The 18,074-nt window shown below is 69.8% G+C and carries 19 protein-coding genes and 1 tRNA gene; 7 read left to right on the forward strand and 13 right to left on the reverse strand.

What is annotated here, in order from left to right; translation table 11 throughout:
• Position 1: 1 nt before the first annotated feature.
• Positions 2–1,450: a tyrosine-type recombinase/integrase gene (locus ACLQ3K_RS00640; RefSeq protein WP_425996237.1), complete on the forward strand. Its 1,449-nt coding sequence runs from the start codon at positions 2–4 to the stop codon at positions 1,448–1,450.
• Here ACLQ3K_RS00640 and ACLQ3K_RS00645 read toward each other — a convergent pair.
• From ACLQ3K_RS00645 to ACLQ3K_RS00655, 3 genes are all read right to left on the reverse strand, one after another.
• Positions 1,436–2,812 carry a hypothetical protein gene (locus ACLQ3K_RS00645; RefSeq protein ID WP_425996239.1) on the reverse strand — a complete coding sequence of 459 codons (1,377 nt, stop codon included), beginning with the start codon at positions 2,810–2,812 and terminating at the stop codon, positions 1,436–1,438. The genes ACLQ3K_RS00640 and ACLQ3K_RS00645 overlap by 15 nt on opposite strands.
• Before the next feature lie 139 nt (positions 2,813–2,951).
• Positions 2,952–3,028 (reverse strand) — tRNA-Leu (locus ACLQ3K_RS00650).
• Positions 3,029–3,065: 37 nt separating this feature from the next.
• Positions 3,066–4,181 (reverse strand): alpha/beta hydrolase, encoded by a 1,116-nt coding sequence (locus ACLQ3K_RS00655; RefSeq protein WP_425996241.1) that lies wholly within the window; start codon positions 4,179–4,181, stop codon positions 3,066–3,068.
• Between the two features lie 59 nt (positions 4,182–4,240).
• Between ACLQ3K_RS00655 and ACLQ3K_RS00660 the strand changes: the two genes are divergently transcribed.
• Positions 4,241–4,864: an ANTAR domain-containing response regulator gene (locus ACLQ3K_RS00660; protein ID WP_336671795.1), complete on the forward strand. Its 624-nt coding sequence runs from the start codon at positions 4,241–4,243 to the stop codon at positions 4,862–4,864.
• A 7-nt stretch (positions 4,865–4,871) separates the two neighbouring features.
• On the opposite strand, the gene ACLQ3K_RS00665 is transcribed toward ACLQ3K_RS00660, so the two are convergent.
• Entirely contained in the window at positions 4,872–5,180 is a 309-nt protein-coding gene (locus ACLQ3K_RS00665) for a helix-turn-helix domain-containing protein (RefSeq protein ID WP_068533852.1), read from the reverse strand.
• 151 nt (positions 5,181–5,331) lie between these two features.
• On the opposite strand from ACLQ3K_RS00665, the gene ACLQ3K_RS00670 reads away from it, so the two are divergent.
• Positions 5,332–6,288 (forward strand): cytochrome c oxidase assembly protein, encoded by a 957-nt coding sequence (locus ACLQ3K_RS00670; RefSeq protein ID WP_425996244.1) that lies wholly within the window; start codon positions 5,332–5,334, stop codon positions 6,286–6,288.
• Between the two features lie 56 nt (positions 6,289–6,344).
• Here the strand turns inward: ACLQ3K_RS00670 and ACLQ3K_RS00675 are convergent, their stop codons facing one another.
• The 6 genes from ACLQ3K_RS00675 to ACLQ3K_RS00700 are packed head-to-tail and all read right to left on the reverse strand — an operon-like array spanning position 6,345 to position 12,547.
• Entirely contained in the window at positions 6,345–7,073 is a 729-nt protein-coding gene (locus tag ACLQ3K_RS00675) for a rhomboid family intramembrane serine protease (RefSeq protein ID WP_425996246.1), read from the reverse strand.
• A gap of 6 nt (positions 7,074–7,079) precedes the next feature.
• Complete coding sequence (locus ACLQ3K_RS00680; protein ID WP_425996248.1) at positions 7,080–7,631, reverse strand: hypothetical protein; 552 nt, start codon at positions 7,629–7,631, stop codon at positions 7,080–7,082.
• Entirely contained in the window at positions 7,628–8,518 is an 891-nt protein-coding gene (locus tag ACLQ3K_RS00685; RefSeq protein WP_425996250.1) for an acyl-CoA thioesterase, read from the reverse strand. Before ACLQ3K_RS00685 ends, ACLQ3K_RS00680 begins: the two co-directional genes overlap by 4 nt.
• A 14-nt stretch (positions 8,519–8,532) precedes the next feature.
• The gene (gene pyk, locus ACLQ3K_RS00690) at positions 8,533–9,954 is read right to left on the reverse strand and encodes a pyruvate kinase (protein WP_336671799.1); all 1,422 of its coding nucleotides are present in this window, start codon (positions 9,952–9,954) and stop codon (positions 8,533–8,535) included.
• A 10-nt stretch (positions 9,955–9,964) separates the two neighbouring features.
• On the reverse strand, positions 9,965–10,990 hold the full coding sequence (gene lgt / locus ACLQ3K_RS00695; protein WP_425996252.1) for a prolipoprotein diacylglyceryl transferase: 1,026 nt from the start codon (positions 10,988–10,990) through the stop codon (positions 9,965–9,967).
• A gap of 33 nt (positions 10,991–11,023) precedes the next feature.
• Positions 11,024–12,547, reverse strand: coding sequence for an ArnT family glycosyltransferase (locus ACLQ3K_RS00700; RefSeq protein WP_425996254.1), 1,524 nt, complete (start codon positions 12,545–12,547; stop codon positions 11,024–11,026).
• A gap of 108 nt (positions 12,548–12,655) precedes the next feature.
• Between ACLQ3K_RS00700 and ACLQ3K_RS00705 the strand changes: the two genes are divergently transcribed.
• The 3 genes from ACLQ3K_RS00705 to ACLQ3K_RS00715 are packed head-to-tail and all read left to right on the forward strand — an operon-like array spanning position 12,656 to position 15,455.
• Positions 12,656–13,753: a sensor histidine kinase gene (locus ACLQ3K_RS00705; RefSeq protein ID WP_425996256.1), complete on the forward strand. Its 1,098-nt coding sequence runs from the start codon at positions 12,656–12,658 to the stop codon at positions 13,751–13,753.
• Entirely contained in the window at positions 13,750–14,379 is a 630-nt protein-coding gene (locus ACLQ3K_RS00710; protein WP_425996258.1) for a response regulator, read from the forward strand. Before ACLQ3K_RS00705 ends, ACLQ3K_RS00710 begins: the two co-directional genes overlap by 4 nt.
• Complete coding sequence (locus ACLQ3K_RS00715; protein ID WP_425996260.1) at positions 14,376–15,455, forward strand: lycopene cyclase family protein; 1,080 nt, start codon at positions 14,376–14,378, stop codon at positions 15,453–15,455. Before ACLQ3K_RS00710 ends, ACLQ3K_RS00715 begins: the two co-directional genes overlap by 4 nt.
• On the opposite strand, the gene trxA is transcribed toward ACLQ3K_RS00715, so the two are convergent.
• Positions 15,424–15,792 (reverse strand): thioredoxin, encoded by a 369-nt coding sequence (gene trxA, locus ACLQ3K_RS00720; protein ID WP_224648586.1) that lies wholly within the window; start codon positions 15,790–15,792, stop codon positions 15,424–15,426. The genes ACLQ3K_RS00715 and trxA overlap by 32 nt on opposite strands.
• A gap of 130 nt (positions 15,793–15,922) precedes the next feature.
• On the opposite strand from trxA, the gene ACLQ3K_RS00725 reads away from it, so the two are divergent.
• A complete protein-coding gene (locus ACLQ3K_RS00725; protein WP_224648588.1) occupies positions 15,923–16,486 on the forward strand; it encodes a LysM peptidoglycan-binding domain-containing protein in 564 nt (187 codons plus the stop codon).
• 93 nt (positions 16,487–16,579) lie between these two features.
• Here ACLQ3K_RS00725 and ACLQ3K_RS00730 read toward each other — a convergent pair whose 3' ends face one another.
• Positions 16,580–16,711 (reverse strand): hypothetical protein, encoded by a 132-nt coding sequence (locus ACLQ3K_RS00730; RefSeq protein ID WP_255304290.1) that lies wholly within the window; start codon positions 16,709–16,711, stop codon positions 16,580–16,582.
• 113 nt (positions 16,712–16,824) lie between these two features.
• Positions 16,825–18,048: an acyl-CoA dehydrogenase family protein gene (locus tag ACLQ3K_RS00735; protein ID WP_336671851.1), complete on the reverse strand. Its 1,224-nt coding sequence runs from the start codon at positions 18,046–18,048 to the stop codon at positions 16,825–16,827.
• Positions 18,049–18,074: the final 26 nt, after the last annotated feature.

The raw sequence follows: 18,074 nt of genomic DNA on the forward strand, positions 1-18,074 counted from the left end.
CATGGCCTGGATCAAAACGAGGGACACAGCGGCGCGGCATCGCGGCAAGCCCGTGAAGGCATACCTAGTGATCTGGAAGGAGACCGAGCGCGACGACTACGGGCTGCCGATTCCCGCTGACCCCGCGAAGCCGAACGGTCGCAAGAAGACGACGAACCGGCAAGAGACCTTCTCGACCCGGGAGTTGGCCGAGGCCCGCCGCGACCAGTTGAACGCTGCCCGCCACTCCAACGGCACCTCCGCCCTGGCCGATCAGCGAATCGCCGGCGATCTACCGTTCGGGCACTACGCGCAGGCGTGGATCGAGAGCCAGGCGCTGAAGGTGGCGCAGGGCCGACTAAAGCAGCGGACCCTGGACGACTACGAGCGCGTCGTCAAGCGGTACGCCCTCGACCGGTTCGCGGCCAAAGCGGTCGCCAGCATCACCCCGCGAGACTGCGAGGTGTTCCTCGCGGACCTGGCAGCGCGCAAGCTCGCACCAAAGACGGTCAATCACGCCTGGCTCGGACTGAAGAACGTCCTCACGTACGCCACCCGCTACGGCGCGATTCCCGCGAACCCGTGCGATCAGGTGGACTTCAACACAGGCCGCGCCGTGGGAGACCGAGAGAAGTTCCAGCATCACCCGCTCACCGCCGAGCAGGTAGCCGCCACCGCGCAGATCGTCGGCAAGCTGTACCCCGTCTACGAGCTGCTGGCGTACTTCCTCCCCTACTCGGGCCTCCGGAAGGCCGAATGTGCGGGACTGGAGATTCAAGACCTGGAGTTCACCACCCGGCCAGCGAGCGCGGCGAACCACGGCGCCGACTCCTCTGTCCAGTGCGTCGTGCATGTCCGCCAAACCAAGGACCGCAAGGGCGGCGAGTGGGTCACCAGCACGCCTAAGAGCCGAAAGTCCCGCCGGTCGGTACCGCTACCGCCCTGGCTCGCAGAGCGGCTGCACGCGTATCTCCGCGACGTCCATCCCCACGCAGACGAGCCCACCGCTCCCCTGTGGCCGAGCCGCACCAACGGCGGGCACCGCGTCAAGGGCGAGCGCACCGTGATGCCCCTGGATTGGTCCCAGCCACCCGAGCTGGGAACCTGGTTCGAGACCATCCTCGCCCCGGCGCTCGTAGAGGCCGGACTACCGGTGAGCCGACCCGCCCGCGCCGCGAAGCCCGCTGCCGAGACCGCCCCGGCAGTCCCCGCGCAGCCAGCAATCCGAGGCGTGCGGCTTCACGACCTGCGGTACACGTTCGCGACGATGCAGCTGTCGGCGGGCACTCATTTCATGCAGGTTTCCGCATGGATGGGCCACGCGCAATACACCCTCACGCTCGACACATACGGCGACTGGATTCCCAGCCAGGACGGCGGCGCGCTCAACACGCTGCCCGCCCCAGCTCCCGTAGCCCAATTGACAGAGGCAACAGACCTCGCCCCGGTGATCCAACTATTCGGCCGCTGAATCATTCTCCATATCACTTTCAGTGGTGTAGGCAGCAGCGTATGCCAAAACCCGTGGGGCAAGCTGGTTGTATGGAGGAATCCCTACCCGCCTGGTGAATCCTGGGCCCGACTGCATGGCATGTAGCCCCTGTCTACCTTCGAAGCGCGCGATCAGTTCGCGCACGATTTCGACATCCTTCTCAACCTCCGGATACAGGACAGCGTCTAATTGGACCTGCAGATCGCTCAGGAGCGGCTGAACTGATTTGATCATCTCGAAGACACTCGGATCAGTATCCAATCCTTCCAATTCCTCGCGCATCAACCACTTCTCTCGCGCTTCCTTGTTGAATTTCAACATGTAATCGCGATCCATGAGAACGTCCGCTTTGCTTTCGCCATCCAAACTTGCATGCAGTTCAATCTTGAAGGCATTGATATCCCCGTGAAGAAGAGCGTCACGCATCTTGTTCAACCACCCATAGTCAAACGAGGATTTAAGCAGATCGTCGAACAACCCTTCGACCTTCGCCAACTCGGGGGTTTTGCGCCCGAACCGATCCCTCGCCATCCGCACCGACTGCTCCCGATGACTGTGGATCGCGCTCGTGAAAGAGATCAGGGCCGACCGAATCTTCCGTCGGCGCTCATCGAAGGCGTCTTGGTCGCTTAGAGGGATCCGTTTCTCAATTATGTCGTTGAGGACCGCGATCACGAGGTCACATAGCCTGTCACTCTCGTCCGACACGTGCTGCAAAAGCTCACTGTCGATCATCTTTCTGAGTCGCTCGTGAGCCTCACGGTAACGCTTGTCCTCATCTTCTGTAAACGAGCAAACTTTGGTGAAAATGATAGCCGCATCTCGTTTCGGATCGTAGTATCCTAATACCGCGCCGTACGGATCCGCGGCCGCAGCCGCATCCTCTTCGGCATCAGTCGCCATCTGCTTCTGCGCGGATTCGTTTAGTTCATTAAACCTATCCGCAGCAACGGCAATCAGCCGTGTCACCTCATCTAACGGCGGATACTTTCTTGCGAGCCAATCACGGGACTTATCCAGCACTTTTTCAAGGTTTTCCACGACGAGCCGTCGCGCGCGCACGTGATCCATCCTGTCTCGTGCATCCGGGGTGTCATAGTAGTCCACGACTGCTGCGCTCGTGGCCTCGGCGATAGCCAAGCATGTCTCAACCACAACGAGCGCAGCAGCGCTCTTCGGGGGAACTGAGCCCACAGACGACATCACCTTGAGCCAGCTATCCATGGCGTTCTCGGTGAAGTCAAACGGATCCTCACCAGGCAGGTGATCAACCTCAGCGAGTAGGGCGGCGATCCGTCCCACCCACTCTTCCAGAAGTGCCCGATCTTCGTCCTCATCCACGGTCAGATCATCCCACGCGGCTCCGACAGGTTCCGGACGTAATACCCCTGATCCGCGTCGGTTGGGTAGCACGGGGGTAGCACGGACGAGGCCAACGGGCGGTAGAAGTTGCGTGGCAAGCCGCCTACCTGCGGCGATGTGGTGCCCCCGGTGAGACTCGAACTCACACTGGACGGGTTTTGAATCCGTTGCCTCTGCCAATTGGGCTACGGGGGCGTCCGGCGGACCGTCGGAGACGGCCAGCCGACCAAGCTTACCGGGCGGGGTCGGCGGCGTCGGACTCGGCGTCCACGGACGCGAGGAAGGCGTCGATCACGGGCCAGGTCTCGCGGACGGCGTCGGGGCCGGCGACGAGGCCGAGGTGGCTGGACTCGACGGTCGCGAACTCGACGCGCGGCGAGCCGGTGAACAGATCCACGCCGTGGCGCGCGGTCTCCCACGCGCACAGGGCGTCCCGGTGCGATCCGAAGAGCTGGATGGGCACGTCGATGGAGTGCAGGTCGATGGTCCGCTCCCCCAGCTGCACCTCACCGGCGGCGAGCTCGCCGCGGAAGATCAGCCGCTCCCACAGCTGCGTCGCGAGCTTGCCGGGGTACCCGGGGAAGGTGCGCTGGAAGCGGTCGATGACCTCCATGCGCGCGAGCTTCTCGGGCTCGCCGAGGTTCTCCAGCACGAACTTGGGCTTCTTGAGCTCCCGGTCCCACGACGTGGCGCGGTAGGCGACCTGCACGATCGGGGCGGGGATGCCGCCCATGAGCGCGATCAGCGCGCCGGGGCCGAAACCGTCGATCGGCTTCATCAGCGAGGTCACCAGCGGGTACGGCGGCTGCGCGGCGTACTTCAGGGGCGTCGCGATCGAGACGATCGAGCGGATGGACTCCGTCGACGCGCCGGCGGCGAGGAAGGACAGCGTGCCGCCCAGGCTCCAGCCGTACAGGTCGACGCCGGCACCGTCGGGCACGTCCCCGCCCCAGAAGTCCTCCAGGGCGCGCGTGATGGCCTGCGGGATGATGTCGAGGGCGAAGTCCTCGAAGCCGAGACCGCGGTCGCCGTAGCCCATCTCGCCGAAGTCGATGACGTAGGGAACGCGCCCCGTCGACGCGAGGTGCGCGACGACGGAGGTCTCGGGCGAGAGGTCGTAGCAGGTGGCGGGCGCGGCGATCGGCGGCACCAGCAGCACCGGTGCGGCGCCGGGCACGGCGGCCGCGGCACGGTCGGAATCCGAGGCGAACCGGCGGAGGGTGCGGTGGTCACCGTCGGCGACGACGACGTGCGGGGTGCGCTCGACGGGGCGGATGCCCTCCCCCAGAGTCAACGCCCAGAGGTTGCCGGCGCGCTCGCGCAATTGAGTCAGGCTCAATACGTTCATGGGCCTACGGTACCGCGCGCGGCGGGCCCGATTTCCGCCGCCCGGTAACGTACCCCCTGATGAAGGACACCGAGCCCACCCCGCACCGCGTGCTCGTCGCCGAGGACGAGGCGATCATTCGCATGGACCTGTCCGAGATGCTTCGGGAAGAGGGCTACGACGTGGTCGGCGAGGCCGAGAACGGCCAGGTCGCCCTGGAGATGGCCCGCGAACTCCAGCCCGACCTGGTGATCATGGACGTCAAGATGCCGGTCCTCAACGGCCTGGAGGCCGCGCAGGACATCGCCCGTGAGCGGATCGCCCCCGTCGTGATGCTGACCGCCTTCGGCCAGCGCGAGTTCGTCGAGAAGGCCCGCGAGGCGGGCGCGATGGCGTATCTGGTCAAGCCCTTCACGAAGGCCGACCTGGTGCCCGCGATCGAGATCGCCATCAGCCGGTTCGCCGAGCTCAAGGCGCTCGAGAAGGAAGTGACGACGCTCTCCGGCCAGCTCGAGACCCGCAAGCTGGTGGACCGGGCGAAGAGCATCCTGATGCAGGCGCACGGCGTCTCGGAGCCGGAGGCGTTCCGCTGGATTCAGCGGACCGCCATGGACCGCCGCACCGACATGCGCACCGTCGCGCACCTGGTGATCGACACGCTGGGCACCCCCACCACCCCTACCGACGCGGCGGGAGCGCCCTGACGGTCGGCTAGACCGCGCGGACGGACCGCGACGGCGGCAGCTGCTGGCCCCGGTAGTACCCGGTGCGCGGCATGTTCTGGAACGCGGGCGCGTCGCCCGTGGCCTTGTCGTTCTGGCGGTCGATGACCTTCTTGACGGCCTGCGGCGACGTGCCCGTGTAGCGGGCGATGTGCACGATCGGGATCCGCGCGGCGTAGGCGGCGAGGATCGTCTTGCGGTACTGCTCCTCCGCGTTGGCCTTGAGGTGGGACCAGTGCGAAATGGGGCTGAGGAAGTCGCGGACCTCTTGAGGCGTGGGCTCGGGGACCTTCGGCATCTCTACTCCGTGCGTTCGAGCCCGGGGCGGGTACCCAGGCAATCTGACAGGGACGTTCGTCCCTTCATCGATCCTCCGCCGCGCTTTGTTACACGCCGGTTGGATTAGTTTGCCAGGGGTGGTACAACGGGCATCGATGTATCCCTCAGCAGTGGCGACCCAGTCGCCGGACGTGCTCCACACGTGGGTCTTCACCCCCGTGGTGACGAGCCTCATGGTCGTCGCTTCCATTCTCTACGTGTACGGCACCGTCCGGGCGCGGCGCGCCGGAGTCGCCTGGCCGATCTCGCGCATCCTGTCGTGGTTCGTCGCGATGGCGCTCCTGGTGCTCGCGGTCAACAGCGTGATGGCCGAGCTGGCCAAGCACCTGTTCTGGGCGCACATGGTGGTGCACCTCGTGCTGATCACGGTCGTGCCGATGTTTCTCGTGCTCGCGGAGCCGATCCGCCTGCTCGCGACGGCGACGGGCGAGGCCGGCGACCGCCGGGTGCGGGCGTTCCTCGGCAATCGGGTGGTCCGGCTGGTCACCAGCCCGATCGTCGGCCTGCCGCTGTACGCGTTCGCGCTGATCAGCACGCACCTCACGGGCTTCCAGGACCTCGCGCTCGACAATCCGTGGCTCAAGCAGCTCGAGTACGCCGGCTACTTCGTGATCGGCTGGATCTTCATGCTGCCGCTCATCGGCAACGAGCTGTGCGGGCCCACCAAACTCTCGCACCCGCTGCGCTTCGCGTCCTTCCTGCTGGCCATGGGCCCCGACACCCTGGTCGGCGTCACGCTCATGATGACCACCACCGAGCTGGCGCCCGGCTACTCGGCGTCGCGCCTGGGCTGGGGCCCGACCGGCCTCGAGGACCAGTCGGCGGCCGGCGCCATCATGTGGTTCGGCGGCGACGGCCTCATGATGATCCTGCTGCTCGTCGTGGCCTTCCAGTGGATCACCGCGGAGGCCACCGGCAAGCGCGGCGGCGGCATGGGCTCCTGGCTCGATTCCGCGCGCCGCGGGCAGCTCATGGGCGAGGGCGGCGAGGACGTGGACGTCGACGACGACGAGGCCGCCCTGGCCGCCTACAACGCGCGCCTGCGGGAGATGAACCGGGGCCACTGACGGCCCGTCCGCCGGCTCGCACCGCCCCGCCCACGGCCCGTCGGATCGGCTCGGCCTCAGCGCAGCGTGTACACGTCCGCACCCGGGAAGGTGCCGAAGCGGACGGCGATCGCCGCGACGACGACCGCGGCGATGACGCCGGCGCACGCCCAGCCGAGGCCCTCGACCTGCTGCCGGGTGCGCTTGTCCCGGAGAAGCAACTCGGGCGCGTAGACGAAGCCCGCGGCCACGAGAGCCCCGATGACGAAGCCGCCGAGGTGGCCGAGCCAGGAGATGCCCGAGATCGTGAACGACGCGACGACGTTCACGCCGATGATCATCAGCAGCGAGGTCGGGTTCAGCTTCAGCCGGAGGAAGAGCACCAGTTCCGCCCCGATGAGGCCGAAGATCGCGCCGGAGGCGCCCACGGTGATCGTGTTCTCCAGCCCGAACCACAGCACCGCCGCGCTGCCGCCGAGCAGCGCGATGCCGTAGATCGCGCCGAACCGCGCCCGCCCGAGTTGCTGCTCGACGCCCCGCCCGAAGACGTACAGCGTGAACATGTTGACCAGCAGGTGGATCGGCCCGAAGTGCAGGAATCCCGAGGTGACGGCCGTCCACCACCAGCCGTTCGCGGTGGCCTGCTCGGACAGGGCGAACCGCGCGACCTCGTACGAGGCCATGTTGTTCTCGATGCTGCCGGTCTGCTTCGCGCTGAACGCGAAGACGATCACGTTGACCGCGATCAGCGAGTAGGTCACGACGGGCTGCCAGTCGCGGCGGACCGTCGTTCCGAGTGCGGTCACCGGCGGCTAGCCCGCGAGCGAGACCATGAGGGTGCCCGACGTGGAGGCGAGCTCGCTACCAGCGACCGGAGTGGCCTGGGCGCCGCCGACGGTCACCGCGTAATTCACGTCCGGGTCCGCGTGCACCGACGAGAGCGTGAACGGGAAGACGCACCGGCCGGAGCGCAGCACACCCTCGCCGAGCTCGGTGTCGAAGGTGTCGGAGCCGCTCTTGAAGACGATGCGAGCCCCCTCCTTCACCCCCTCCGCGTCGCGGGCGCCGGAGCACGTGGTGGTCGTCGCCATGTATTCGGACGGCGTCAGCACCACGACGCCCTGCCGCTCGAAGGCGGTGGTCGCGAAGCCGAAGGAGACGGCGAAGATGCCGGCCCCCGCCATGACCACGAGCACGATCGCGGTGAGGACGCCGACCCAGGTGCGGGAACCGGGGCCGTGGCGGCGCCACGGCTGCTGCGGGCCCTGCGGGAGCGCCTGGGGCAGCTCCGCACGCCAATCGCGGCCGGGCGTGCCCTGCGGCACGTTCGGGATCGGACGCTGCTGCGTGTCCTGGCTGGTCACTTCGCCCCCTTCGACGGGAAGTACTTGAGCACGCCCTCCTGGGTCGTGCTTGCTACCAGAATGCCCTTCGAATCGAAGAATTGCCCGTTGGACATTCCGCGGCCGCCGTCGGCCACCGTCGAATGCGACGAGTACAGGTTGTACTGGTCGAACCGGACGCGACGGTGGAACCACAGCGACTGGTTGAGCGTGACCGCCATGATCCGGTCGAATCCCCACGACAGTCCGTGCCGGGTGATGATCGAGTCGAGGATCGTGGTGTCCGAGGCGTAGGCGAGCGCCGCGTCGTGGATCACCTGATCGTCGGGCAGCGGGCCGGCGGTCCGGATCCAGACGTTGTTGTCCTGCTGGATCAGGCCCTTGCCCTTGGCGATCCAGGCCGGATCGTTGGTGAAGCGCATGTCCATCGGCTGCGGCGCGTCGACGAACATCGTGACGACGTCCTCGTAGCCCTGGAGCGTGTCCTGGATGTTCGGCAGGCCGTCGGGGCCCGGCACCGCGGGCGCGGGATCCCCGTGCACGAGCGGGTTCCGGCCGTCGGTCTGGTAGGCGAGCTGCATCAGCGCGAGGACGGTGCCGCCCTGCTCCACCGAGACCAGCCGGTTCGCGACGTTGCGGGTGTCCCGCAGGCGCCGCACCACGAACTCCAGGTCGGCGTTCGTCTCGCCGCCGTTGATGAAGTGCGTGTGCGCGGCGTGCAGGAACAGCGAATCCCGAGCCCCCGGAACGGTGTTGCCCGAGGCCACGATCGCCTGCGAGAGGATCTGCCCGCCGAACGTGCGGGACGCGGTCTTGGCGGGGTGACGACCAAGATACCGGTCCTCCCCCGCCTCCGCGAGATCCAGGGTGCCGAGGAACTCGTCGAAATCGGTGAGTGTCTCCGTCATACGACGAGCGTATGTCAGTGGTCGTCCTCGCCGATCCGGTGCACCTGGATCAGGTTGGTCGAGCCGATGGTCCCGGGGGGCGCGCCGGCGACGATGACGACCTGGTCGCCCTTCGAGTAGCGGCCGATTCCCTCGAGCGAGTGGTCGACCTGCTTGATCATCGCGTCGGTGCTGTCGGCGCCGTCGACCAGGAAGGTCTCCGTGCCCCAGGACAGGGCGAGTTGGCTGCGCACCTCCGGCAGCGGGGTGAACGCCAGCAGCGGCAGGCGGGTGTGCAGGCGGGCCAGGCGGCGCACGGTGTCACCCGACTGGGTGAACGCGACGAGGGCCTTGGCGTTGAGCCGCTCGCCGATGTCGCGGGCGGCGTAGGAGATGATGCCGCGCTTGGTACGGGGCACGTGGTTCAGCGGCGGCACGGACGGTCCGCCGTCCTCCACTGCCTGCACGATCTTGGCCATGGTGCGCACGGTCTCGATCGGGTACTTGCCCACCGACACCTCACCGGAGAGCATCACCGCATCCGCACCGTCGAGGACGGCGTTCGCCACGTCGGAGGCCTCCGCCCGGGTCGGACGGCTGTTCTCGATCATCGACTCCAGCATCTGCGTCGCCACGATCACCGGCTTCGCGTTCTCCCGGGCGATCTGAATCGCCCGCTTCTGCACCAGCGGCACCTCCTCCAGCGGCAACTCCACACCCAGATCACCGCGGGCGACCATCACCGCATCGAACGCCAGAATCACCGCCTCCAGGTTCTCGATCGCCTCCGGCTTCTCCAGCTTCGCAATCACCGGAATCCGGCGGCCCACACGGTCCATCACCGCATGCACCCGCTCGATATCCGCCGGAGCCCGCACGAACGACAAGGCGATGAAATCCACCCCCAGCTCGAGCGCGAACTCCAGATCCTCGATGTCCTTCTCCGACAGCGCCGGAACCGAGACGTTCATCCCCGGCAGCGAGACACCCTTGTTGTTCGAGACCGGGCCGCCCTCGGTGACCTCACACACCACGTCGTTGCCGTCGACCGAGGTGACCTTCAGGCCGACCTTGCCGTCATCGACCAGCAGCCGGTCGCCCGGGCGGGCGTCCTGCGCCAACTCCTTGTAGGTGGTGGAGACCCGATCATGGGTGCCGACCACATCCTCGACGGTGATCCGCACCGTCTCACCCGTCTCCCACACGGTGCGGCCGTCGCCGGCGAACCGGCCCAGCCGGATCTTCGGGCCCTGCAGATCCGCGAGGATCCCGACCGCACGGCCGGTCTTATCCGAGGCGGCACGGACCCGGTTGTAGTTCACGCCGTGATCGGCGTGCTCGCCATGGCTGAAATTCAGGCGCGCAACGTCCATGCCCTCCTCGACGAGAGCAAGAACCTTCTCATCGGTTCCGACAGCGGGGCCCAGGGTGCAGACGATCTTGGTTCGACGAGTCACGGCGTCCACGTTAGTCCTCCTTATTCCGCTCTGTGGAGTCTCCCGCTAACCCGCCGGTATCCATCTGGCGAACATCAGCCTCCGCTTCGGCCTCCTCGTCGGCCTTCCCGAGGGCGACGGGCGCGTCGTCCTTCGCCGGTCCGTCCTGCTCGGGGGCGGTTTCCGACGGTGCCGCCGCCGGGTCGTCGACGAACACCGACTCCTCGCGCCCCTTCGGGGCGAGGAGGAAGTAGGCGATGGCGCCGGCGAAGACGAGCGCCGCGGTGAAGACGTTGATCCGGACACCGAAGATCAGGGTGGCGTGGTCGTCGCGCATCAGCTCGATGAAGAACCGGCCGAGGCAGTAGCCCGCGACGTACAGCGCGAAGAGGCGGCCGTGGCCGATGCGGAAGCGGCGGTCGACGATCACGAGGAAGGCCGCGACCAGCAGGTTCCAGATGAGCTCGTAGAGGAACGTGGGCTGCACGACCGCCAGGACGACGCCGGTGCTGTGCCCGTCGAGCACGTCGGGGCCGCGCTGGCCCACGTCGTTCGCGCGCTCGTAGATCTCCAGGCCCCAGGGCAGCGTGGTGGGGCCGCCGTAGAGCTCCTGGTTGAACCAGTTGCCGAGCCGGCCGATGGCCTGCGCCACGATGATCGCGGGTGCGATCGCGTCGGCGAACGGGCCGAGCTTGATGCCCATCTGCCGGCAGCCGATGGCGGCGCCGACGCCGCCGAGGGCGACGGCGCCCCAGATGCCGAGGCCGCCGTCCCAGATACGGAACACGGCGCCGAGGCCGCGGCCGTTCGGGCCGAAGTAGGTGCTGAAGTCGGTCAGCACGTGGTAGAGCCGGCCGCCGATGAGGCCGAACGGGACGGCCCAGACCGCCACGTCGAGGACCTGGCCGGGCTTACCGCCGCGGGCCACCCAGCGGCGGTCGCCCCACCAGCAGGCGACGACGATGCCGATGATGATGCACAGCGCGTAGGCGCGGATCGGGACGGGCCCGAGGTGCCAGACGCCCTGCGGGGGACTCGGGATGCTCGCGAGGATCACGCCCGTCACCCTACTGACCGCTCGCGCGGGCCGTCACTGCGAGCGCAGCTGCTCCCACAGCTCGGGCCAGGCGACGGTCCGTCCGGTGTAGAGCTGCACCACGGGATCCCCCGTCTCGCCGGGGGCCGGCACGGCCCGACGGTGCGCGAAGGCCCCGTCGAGCACGGGCGACGGGTCGCCGATCCAGAGCACCGCGCGGGCGTCCTCGGGCGGGCTGCCGAAGTAGTAGTACGCCCGGTGCCCGCTGTACGCGCGGGGAAGACCCTCGTCGCGGCCGAAGAAGTCGACGGCCGCGGCGAAGGGGTAGCTCTCGGCCACGATGACGGTGCCGTCGCGCTCCGCGGGCGGCAGCGTCCGGTACGCGGCGACGACGGTGTCGGACAGGCCGCGGAGCATCGTGTCCCCCTCGACGAGCATCGTCGCGGGCGCTCGCAGCGGGGGCGTGCCGATCCGCTCCGCGACGGCCGACGACCACACCGGCGACGCCGCGATCCAGCTGGCGGTGGAGCCGAGGAGCGCGAGGACCGCGATCGCGCGGAGCACGCCGCCGGTCCGGCGCCCACGCCGTGCCAGCCATCGCTCGGCGACGACGGCGCCCGCGGCCATCGGCAGCGCGTAGACCGAGGCCAGGTAGTACGAACGGCCGTGCGTCAGCACGATCGCGACCACGACCAACACCAGGGCGACGCCGAGGAAGCGGTACGGGCGCAGGTCGCGCGAGCGCAGCAGCGCGACGACGCCGGCGAGCAGCAGCGGCAGCCCGATGAGCAGGCCCGCTCCGAACAGCCCGACGAGCGCGAACCCGGCGCCGCCCGGCCACTCCGCCCGCACGACGGCCCCCATCCGGGTGTACGCCCAGTCGTGCCCGGCCTGCCACCACAGCGTCGGGGCGATCGCGACCACCGCGAGGGCGCCGCCCGCCCAGAGCGCGGGCCGGGTGAGCAGCCGACGGGGCCCGCAGGCCAGGGCGGCGAGCGCCACCGCGATCCACAGCGCGGGAACGAGGAACTTCGTGAGCAGGGAGAGCGCCGTGACGGCGCCCGCGAGGAGCAGCAGGCGGTCGTCGCGGGTGCGCACCCAGCGGACCAGCAGGTACACGAGGATCGTCCACCACAGCGGGTCGAGCGAGTAGGTCGCGAGCCAATGTCCGACGGAGCTGACCAGCGACATCGCGACCGCCGCCGCAGCGAAGGCCTGCGCGCCGGCGCGGCCGCCGAGCTCGCGGGCGAGGAGCCCGGCGAGCAGCGTGATCGCCACGACCGCGAGCGTCGCGGGCAGGCGCAGCACGACGAGGTTCCCGTGCGCGAGGTGATCGAGGCCGGCGGCGAGGAGGGGCACGAGCGGCGGCTGGTCGAAGTACCCGGCGGCGGGATGGTCGCGCCCGGCGACGACGAAGTAGGCCTCGTCGAAGAAGTAGCCGTAGTTGCGGCTGCCGAGCAGCATGACGGCGAGCACGACGGCGCCCACGAGGGCGAGCGGCAGCCGCGCGATCGGCGGGAGCGCGCCGCGCGGTCCGGCGGTCGGAGCGGTGTCGGGGGTGATGACCTGCGATGTCATGCCTTCGACCGTCGCCGATCGGGCGCGACGCCGGTAGCGCCGTTCGGCGGCCCGTCGACCGACGAAAGGAGGTACCGGCACCGTCGGGCCCCTCCCTACGATGGCTGCATGCCCCTCGCACCCGACGTCCGCACGCGCGCCGCCCACGCGGCGCTGCTCGTGGTGTCGGCGGCCGGGACCGTCGCGCTGGTGATGGCGCTGTTCCCCGCACTGCGGGGCGCCGGCCTGTGGCTGGGCGCGGCCGCGATGCTCGCGGCGTCCGCGGCGGTCGGGCTGCTGCGCCCCGTGCTCGCGGCGCCCGTCGTCGCGGCCGCCTGCTGCTACCTCGTGCTCGGCCCGTGGGCCGAGGCGACCGCCTCGGGTGCGGCGATCTGGGTCGCGGTGGCGGCCTCCCTCGTCGCCTCGGCGGCGGCGCAGACGGCCCGGAGCCGCCGCGAGGCGGTGATCGCCTTCGCCCCGTTCGTGGTCTTCGCGGCCGCGGTGGCGGCGTCCTCGCACTCCGTGTGGGGCGCGCTCGGCTCGCTGGCCCCGGTGTTCGGCGGCACGACCTTCGGGCTGGGGCTGCGGCTGCGCGACGCCCAGCGGGAGCGGCGGGCCCTCGCCGCGCGGCAGGCCCGCGCCGACGAGCGGCTCGCGCTGGCGGCCCAGCTGCACGACCTCGCGACGGCGCGGCTGACCCGGATCGTGCTCGCGGCGCGCGCGACGGGGCAGCCGGGGATCGAGGAGGACGCGCAGGCCGCGCTCGCCGACCTGCGCCGGGTGGTGGTCGGGCTGCAGACCGCCGACGCCCCGCCCGCCCCGCTGGCGGTCGGCGGGGTCGTCGCCCCGGCGGATCTCGACGGCACCATCACGGACGCGGTGGACCGGGCCCGGGACACGGGCCAGCGCGTCGACCTGAGCGGGAGCGTCGCCGCGCCGCTCCCCCGCGCGAGCGCCGACTGCCTGGCCCGCGTCCTCGAGGAGGGCCTGGCGAACGCGCGCAAGCACGCGGCCGGCGCCCCGGTCGAGGTGGAGGTCACGGACCGCGGTGTCCGCGTGCACAATCCGTCGGCCGCCCCCGATCCCGCGCTCGCCGCGACCGGGAGCGGCACGGGACTGCGGGGCCTCGCGGCCCGCACCGCGCTCGTCGGCGGCACGCTCCGGCACGGCCCCTCGCCCGACGGCGGCTGGACCCTGCAGGCCGATTTCCCGGCGGCCGCCCGGTGACGACGGTGCGCGTCCTGGTGGCCGACGACGATCCGCTCGTGCGGGAGTACCTGCGCTCGACGCTGTCCGCGGAGCCGGACCTCGACGTGGTCGCGACCGCGGCCGACGGCGCCGCCGCGGTGGAGGCGGGCATCGCCCACGCGCCGCAGGTCGCGCTGCTCGACGTGCGGATGCCCGGCGTCGACGGGATCGTCGCGACCCGGGCGCTGCGGGACCTCGATCCGCCGGTCGCGGTCGTGCTCATCACCACCCTCGACACCGACGCGGTGTTGGTCGACGGTCTGGCCGCGGGCGCGGCGGGCTTCGTGGTGAAGACCGCCGAGCCGGCGCTGCTGGCGTCGGCGGTGCGCACCGCGGCGGCGGGCGGCTCGCTGCTCTCCCCCGACGCCCTGGCGCGCCTCGTGCGCCTCGCCGGCGACCGGCCGCGCCGCGACCCGCGCATCGACGCGCTCGGCGAGCGGGACCGCGACGTGCTGCGCGAGCTGGCGACGGGCGCCTCGAACGCGGAGATCGCGGCGCGCCTGTTCCTCGCCGAGTCCACGGTGAAGGGCTACGTCTCCGCGCTGATGACGCGCCTGGACTGCGCGAACCGCACGCAGCTCGCGCTGCTCGGGACGGCGCTGTGAGCGCGCCCGACCTGGTGGTGCTGGGCCTCGGGCCGGCGGGGCGCGCGGTCGCGCATCGCGCCGCGGCGGCGGGCTTCCGAGTGCGGGCCTTCGATCCCGCGCCGGACGCGCGCTGGCGGCGCACCTTCGGGCTGTGGGCCGACGAGCTGCCGTCCTGGCTCCCCACCGACGTGGTCGCGGCGGTGTCGTCGCCGCAGGTGATCGCGCGGACCCGGCACGACCTGCGGCGCGAGTACGCGATGCTCGACGTGGACGCGCTGCAGGGCGCGCTGCCGCTGGACGGGGTGGACGTCCGCGCCGAGCGCGCGGGCCGCGACGGGCACGGCGCGGCGTTCGTGATCGACGCGCGGGGGCCGGCACCGTCGACCTCCGCGGACGTGCCCCGGCAGACCGCGGCGGGAGTATTGGTCCCGGCGGGCGCGCACGAGGAGCTGTGGATGGACTGGCGTCCGGCGCCCGGCGTGCCCAACGACGCACCTGCGTCGTTCCTCTACGCGGTCCGGGTGTCGACCGATGCGGTGCTGCTGGAGGAGACCTGCCTCGCGGGCGCGCCGGCGGTCACCGTCGACGAGTTGGAGGAACGGCTGCGGGCGCGGCTGGCGGAGCGCGGCGTCACCGCGGGCGAGCTGCACGAGCGGGTGGACTTCCCGCTGCTGCACGCCGGGCCGCGGCGCGGGCGCGGCTGGTGCGGGGCGGGCGTGCGCGGGACGACGCTGCACCCCGCAACGGGGTACTCGGTGGCGGGGTCGCTGGCGTTCGCCGATGACGCCGTCTCGGCGCTGAGCACCGGCCGGAATCCGGTGACCACGGACGCGGTGGCCGCGCACCGCCTGCGGGCGGCCGCGCTGCGCGCGCTGCTGGGGATGTCCCCGGCGGAGCAGCGCGACTTCTTCGAGGTCTTCTTCGGGCTCCCGGACCGGCGGGTGCGGGCGTTCCTCTCGCCGCGCTCCCCGGCGACGACGAACGCCGCAGCGATGGCTGCGGCGTTCGCGGCGGCGCCGTGGGGGCTGCGCCGGCGCTTGGCGCGGGGGGTTGCTCCTGTGGTTACTCCGCGGGCTTCTCGCCTGCGGCGTTGACCTCGGCCTGCTCGATGTCGAGCGCCTTGGCCTGGCCGATGAGGTCCTCGAGCGCGGCGGGCGGGAGCGCACCGGCCTCGTTGTAGACGAGGTTGCCCTTCTTGAAGACCATGAGGGTGGGGATCGACCGGATGTTCGCGGCAGCCGCCAGGCTCTGCTCGGCCTCGGTGTCCACCTTCGCGAAAACCACATCGGGATGGGTCTCCGATGCCTTCTCAAAGGTCGGCGCGAACGCGCGGCAGGGCCCGCACCAGGAGGCCCAGAAGTCGACCAGCACGATATCGTTGCCGGTCACGGTCTGATCGAACTTGTCTGCGGTCAATTCAACTGTCGCCATACCCCCTCCAACGATTTTGCCGACTCCATGATTCCCATTCGCCAAAATGTCGGATGGGATCGCTATTGTCTACTCGGGCGCGCACCCGCGCGCCGCATGTACACCGAGTACATCTACTAAGGGGATACACATGACCGACGTGCTTCGCGCAGGAAACCAGCTCGGCCTCGGGGAGACCCTGGACTCCGCCAACGGCGGCTACACGCTGACCCTGCAGAGCGATGGCAACCTCGTGCTCACCGAGGGCACCGGCACCGTGGTGTGGGCCAGCGCGACCGACGGCAAGGGCGTCGAGCGGGCCAACTTCCAGACCGACGGCAACTTCGTGCTGTACAACGGCGCCGGTGAGGGCGTCTGGTCGACCAACACCGAGGGCTCGGGCGCCGACCGCATCGTCCTGCAGGACGACCGCAACCTCGTGGTCTACGCCGGCGACGCCGACAAGTGGGCCTCCAACACCGCCACCGACCAGCCCGCCCCGGCTCGTCAGGCCGCTCCGGAGCCCGAGCCCGTCGCCGCCGAGGCGCCAGCCGCTCCCGCGCCGCGCACCCACACCGTCGCCTCCGGCGACACCCTGTGGGCCATCGCCGAGCAGTACCTGGGCGACGGCAACCGCTACACCGAGATCGCGCAGCTCAACGGCATCGCGAACCCGGACCTGATCAACGTGGGCCAGGTCATCACCATCCCCTGATCGCCGAAGATCACGCTCTGAATCACGAAACCGGCCTGCACTCGCTCAGCGAGTGCAGGCCGGTTTCGTCGTGTCGGGGCCGCGCGGCCAAGATCAGCGGTGGCGGGGATGGCAGCCGAGGGACGCGGAGACGACGGCGAGCGGCGTGCTCGCCAGCCGGAGGTTGTGGCGCTCCTGCGGCGTCATCGTCCAACGGGCGTGCAGACGACGGGCGAATGCGTACATGGTGCGGTTCCTTCTCGGCGGATCGGTGAAGCGTGATCCACCGAGTATCGAACCGAACCACCGAGCGGGGCAACGCTTGTCGCGTTAAGACCGCGTATCGGTCACGCTAACCGTCATTCGCCGCGCAACAGCCCCTTCGCCACGTGCGTCACCTGGATCTCGTTGCTGCCGGCGTAGATCATCAGCGACTTCGCGTCGCGCGCGAGCTGCTCCACCCGGTACTCCGCCATGTAGCCGTTGCCGCCGAAGAGCTGCACGGCCTCCATCGCCACCTCGGTCGCGGCGCGCGAGCTGTACAGCTTCATGGCCGAGGCCTGCGCCAGCGTCGGCGGCTTGCCGGCGCGCGAGGCCTCGATGGCGGTGAACAGCATGTTCTGCACGTTGATCCGCGCGATCTCCATCTCCGCCAGCTTGAGCTGGATGAGCTGGAACTTCCCGATCTCCTGGCCCCACAGGGTGCGCGAGCGCGCGTAGTCGATCGACAGGCGCTGCGCCTCGTTGATGATGCCCAGGCTCAGCGCCGCGATGCCGATGCGCTCGGCGGTGAAGCCCGCCTTCGCGGACGCCCCGCCGCCGCCCGGCGTCTCCTCCGTCTCGCCGAGCAGCCGGTCGGGGCCGAGGCGCACGTCGTCGAAGAACAGCTCGCCGGTGGGCGAGCTCATCATGCCCATCTTCTTGAACGCCTTGCCCTGCGTGAGCCCCTCCATGCCCGTGTCCAGCACGAACGTGAGCACCTTGCGGTCGCGGATCGGCGTGCCGTCGCCCTCGTCGAGCTTGGCGAAGACGACGATGGTGTCGGCGTGCGGGCCGTTGGTGATGAAGGTCTTCTGCCCCTTGAGGATGTACCCGCCGGAGCCGTCGCGGCGCACCGTCGTCTTCATGCCGCCGAGGGCGTCGGAGCCGCTGTCGGGCTCGGTGATCGCCCACGCGCCGACCTTCTCCATGGTGACCAACTCGGGCAGCCAGCGCTTCTTCTGCGCGAGCGTGCCGCGGGACTTGATGGTGGACACCGTCAGCCCCATGGAGACGCCCATCGAGCCGATGAGGCCGAGGCTGACGCCCGCCATCTCGACGTTGAGGATGAGGAACATCGACGAGCTGAGCGTGCTGGAGCCGCCGGCCTTGGACTTCTCCCCCGCCTCCTCGGCGGCCAGCTCGGCCTCGAGGTTCTCGCGGTTGACCTGGTCGATGCCGAAGGTCTGGAGCATTTTGCGGGTGATGTCGTACGGCGGCAGCGCGCCGGTCTCCAGCTCGTCGACGTGCGGGCGCACCTCCTTGTCGATGAACGCCCGCAGGGCGTCCCGCACCATCAGGTCTTCGTCGGACCACTCGAACACCGCAACCTCCATCAATAGAACGTGTT

The sequence above is a fragment of the Tsukamurella sp. DT100 genome, assembly GCF_049844855.1.
In the GTDB taxonomy this organism is placed as follows: domain Bacteria; phylum Actinomycetota; class Actinomycetes; order Mycobacteriales; family Mycobacteriaceae; genus Tsukamurella.

Excerpts from the sequence above, each read along its gene's own strand:
- ACLQ3K_RS00725 (WP_224648588.1), top strand. The coding sequence starts at position 15,923 with ATGACCGACGTGCTTCGCGCAGGAAACCAGCTCGGCCTCGGGGAGACC.
- ACLQ3K_RS00640 (WP_425996237.1), top strand. The coding sequence starts at position 2 with ATGGCCTGGATCAAAACGAGGGACACAGCGGCGCGGCATCGCGGCAAG.
- ACLQ3K_RS00705 (WP_425996256.1), top strand. The coding sequence starts at position 12,656 with ATGCCCCTCGCACCCGACGTCCGCACGCGCGCCGCCCACGCGGCGCTG.
- ACLQ3K_RS00685 (WP_425996250.1), bottom strand. The coding sequence starts at position 8,518 with ATGACGGAGACACTCACCGATTTCGACGAGTTCCTCGGCACCCTGGAT.
- ACLQ3K_RS00665 (WP_068533852.1), bottom strand. The coding sequence starts at position 5,180 with ATGCCGAAGGTCCCCGAGCCCACGCCTCAAGAGGTCCGCGACTTCCTC.
- trxA (WP_224648586.1), bottom strand. The coding sequence starts at position 15,792 with ATGGCGACAGTTGAATTGACCGCAGACAAGTTCGATCAGACCGTGACC.
- ACLQ3K_RS00700 (WP_425996254.1), bottom strand. The coding sequence starts at position 12,547 with ATGACATCGCAGGTCATCACCCCCGACACCGCTCCGACCGCCGGACCG.
- ACLQ3K_RS00660 (WP_336671795.1), top strand. The coding sequence starts at position 4,241 with ATGAAGGACACCGAGCCCACCCCGCACCGCGTGCTCGTCGCCGAGGAC.
- ACLQ3K_RS00655 (WP_425996241.1), bottom strand. The coding sequence starts at position 4,181 with ATGAACGTATTGAGCCTGACTCAATTGCGCGAGCGCGCCGGCAACCTC.
- ACLQ3K_RS00730 (WP_255304290.1), bottom strand. The coding sequence starts at position 16,711 with ATGTACGCATTCGCCCGTCGTCTGCACGCCCGTTGGACGATGACGCCG.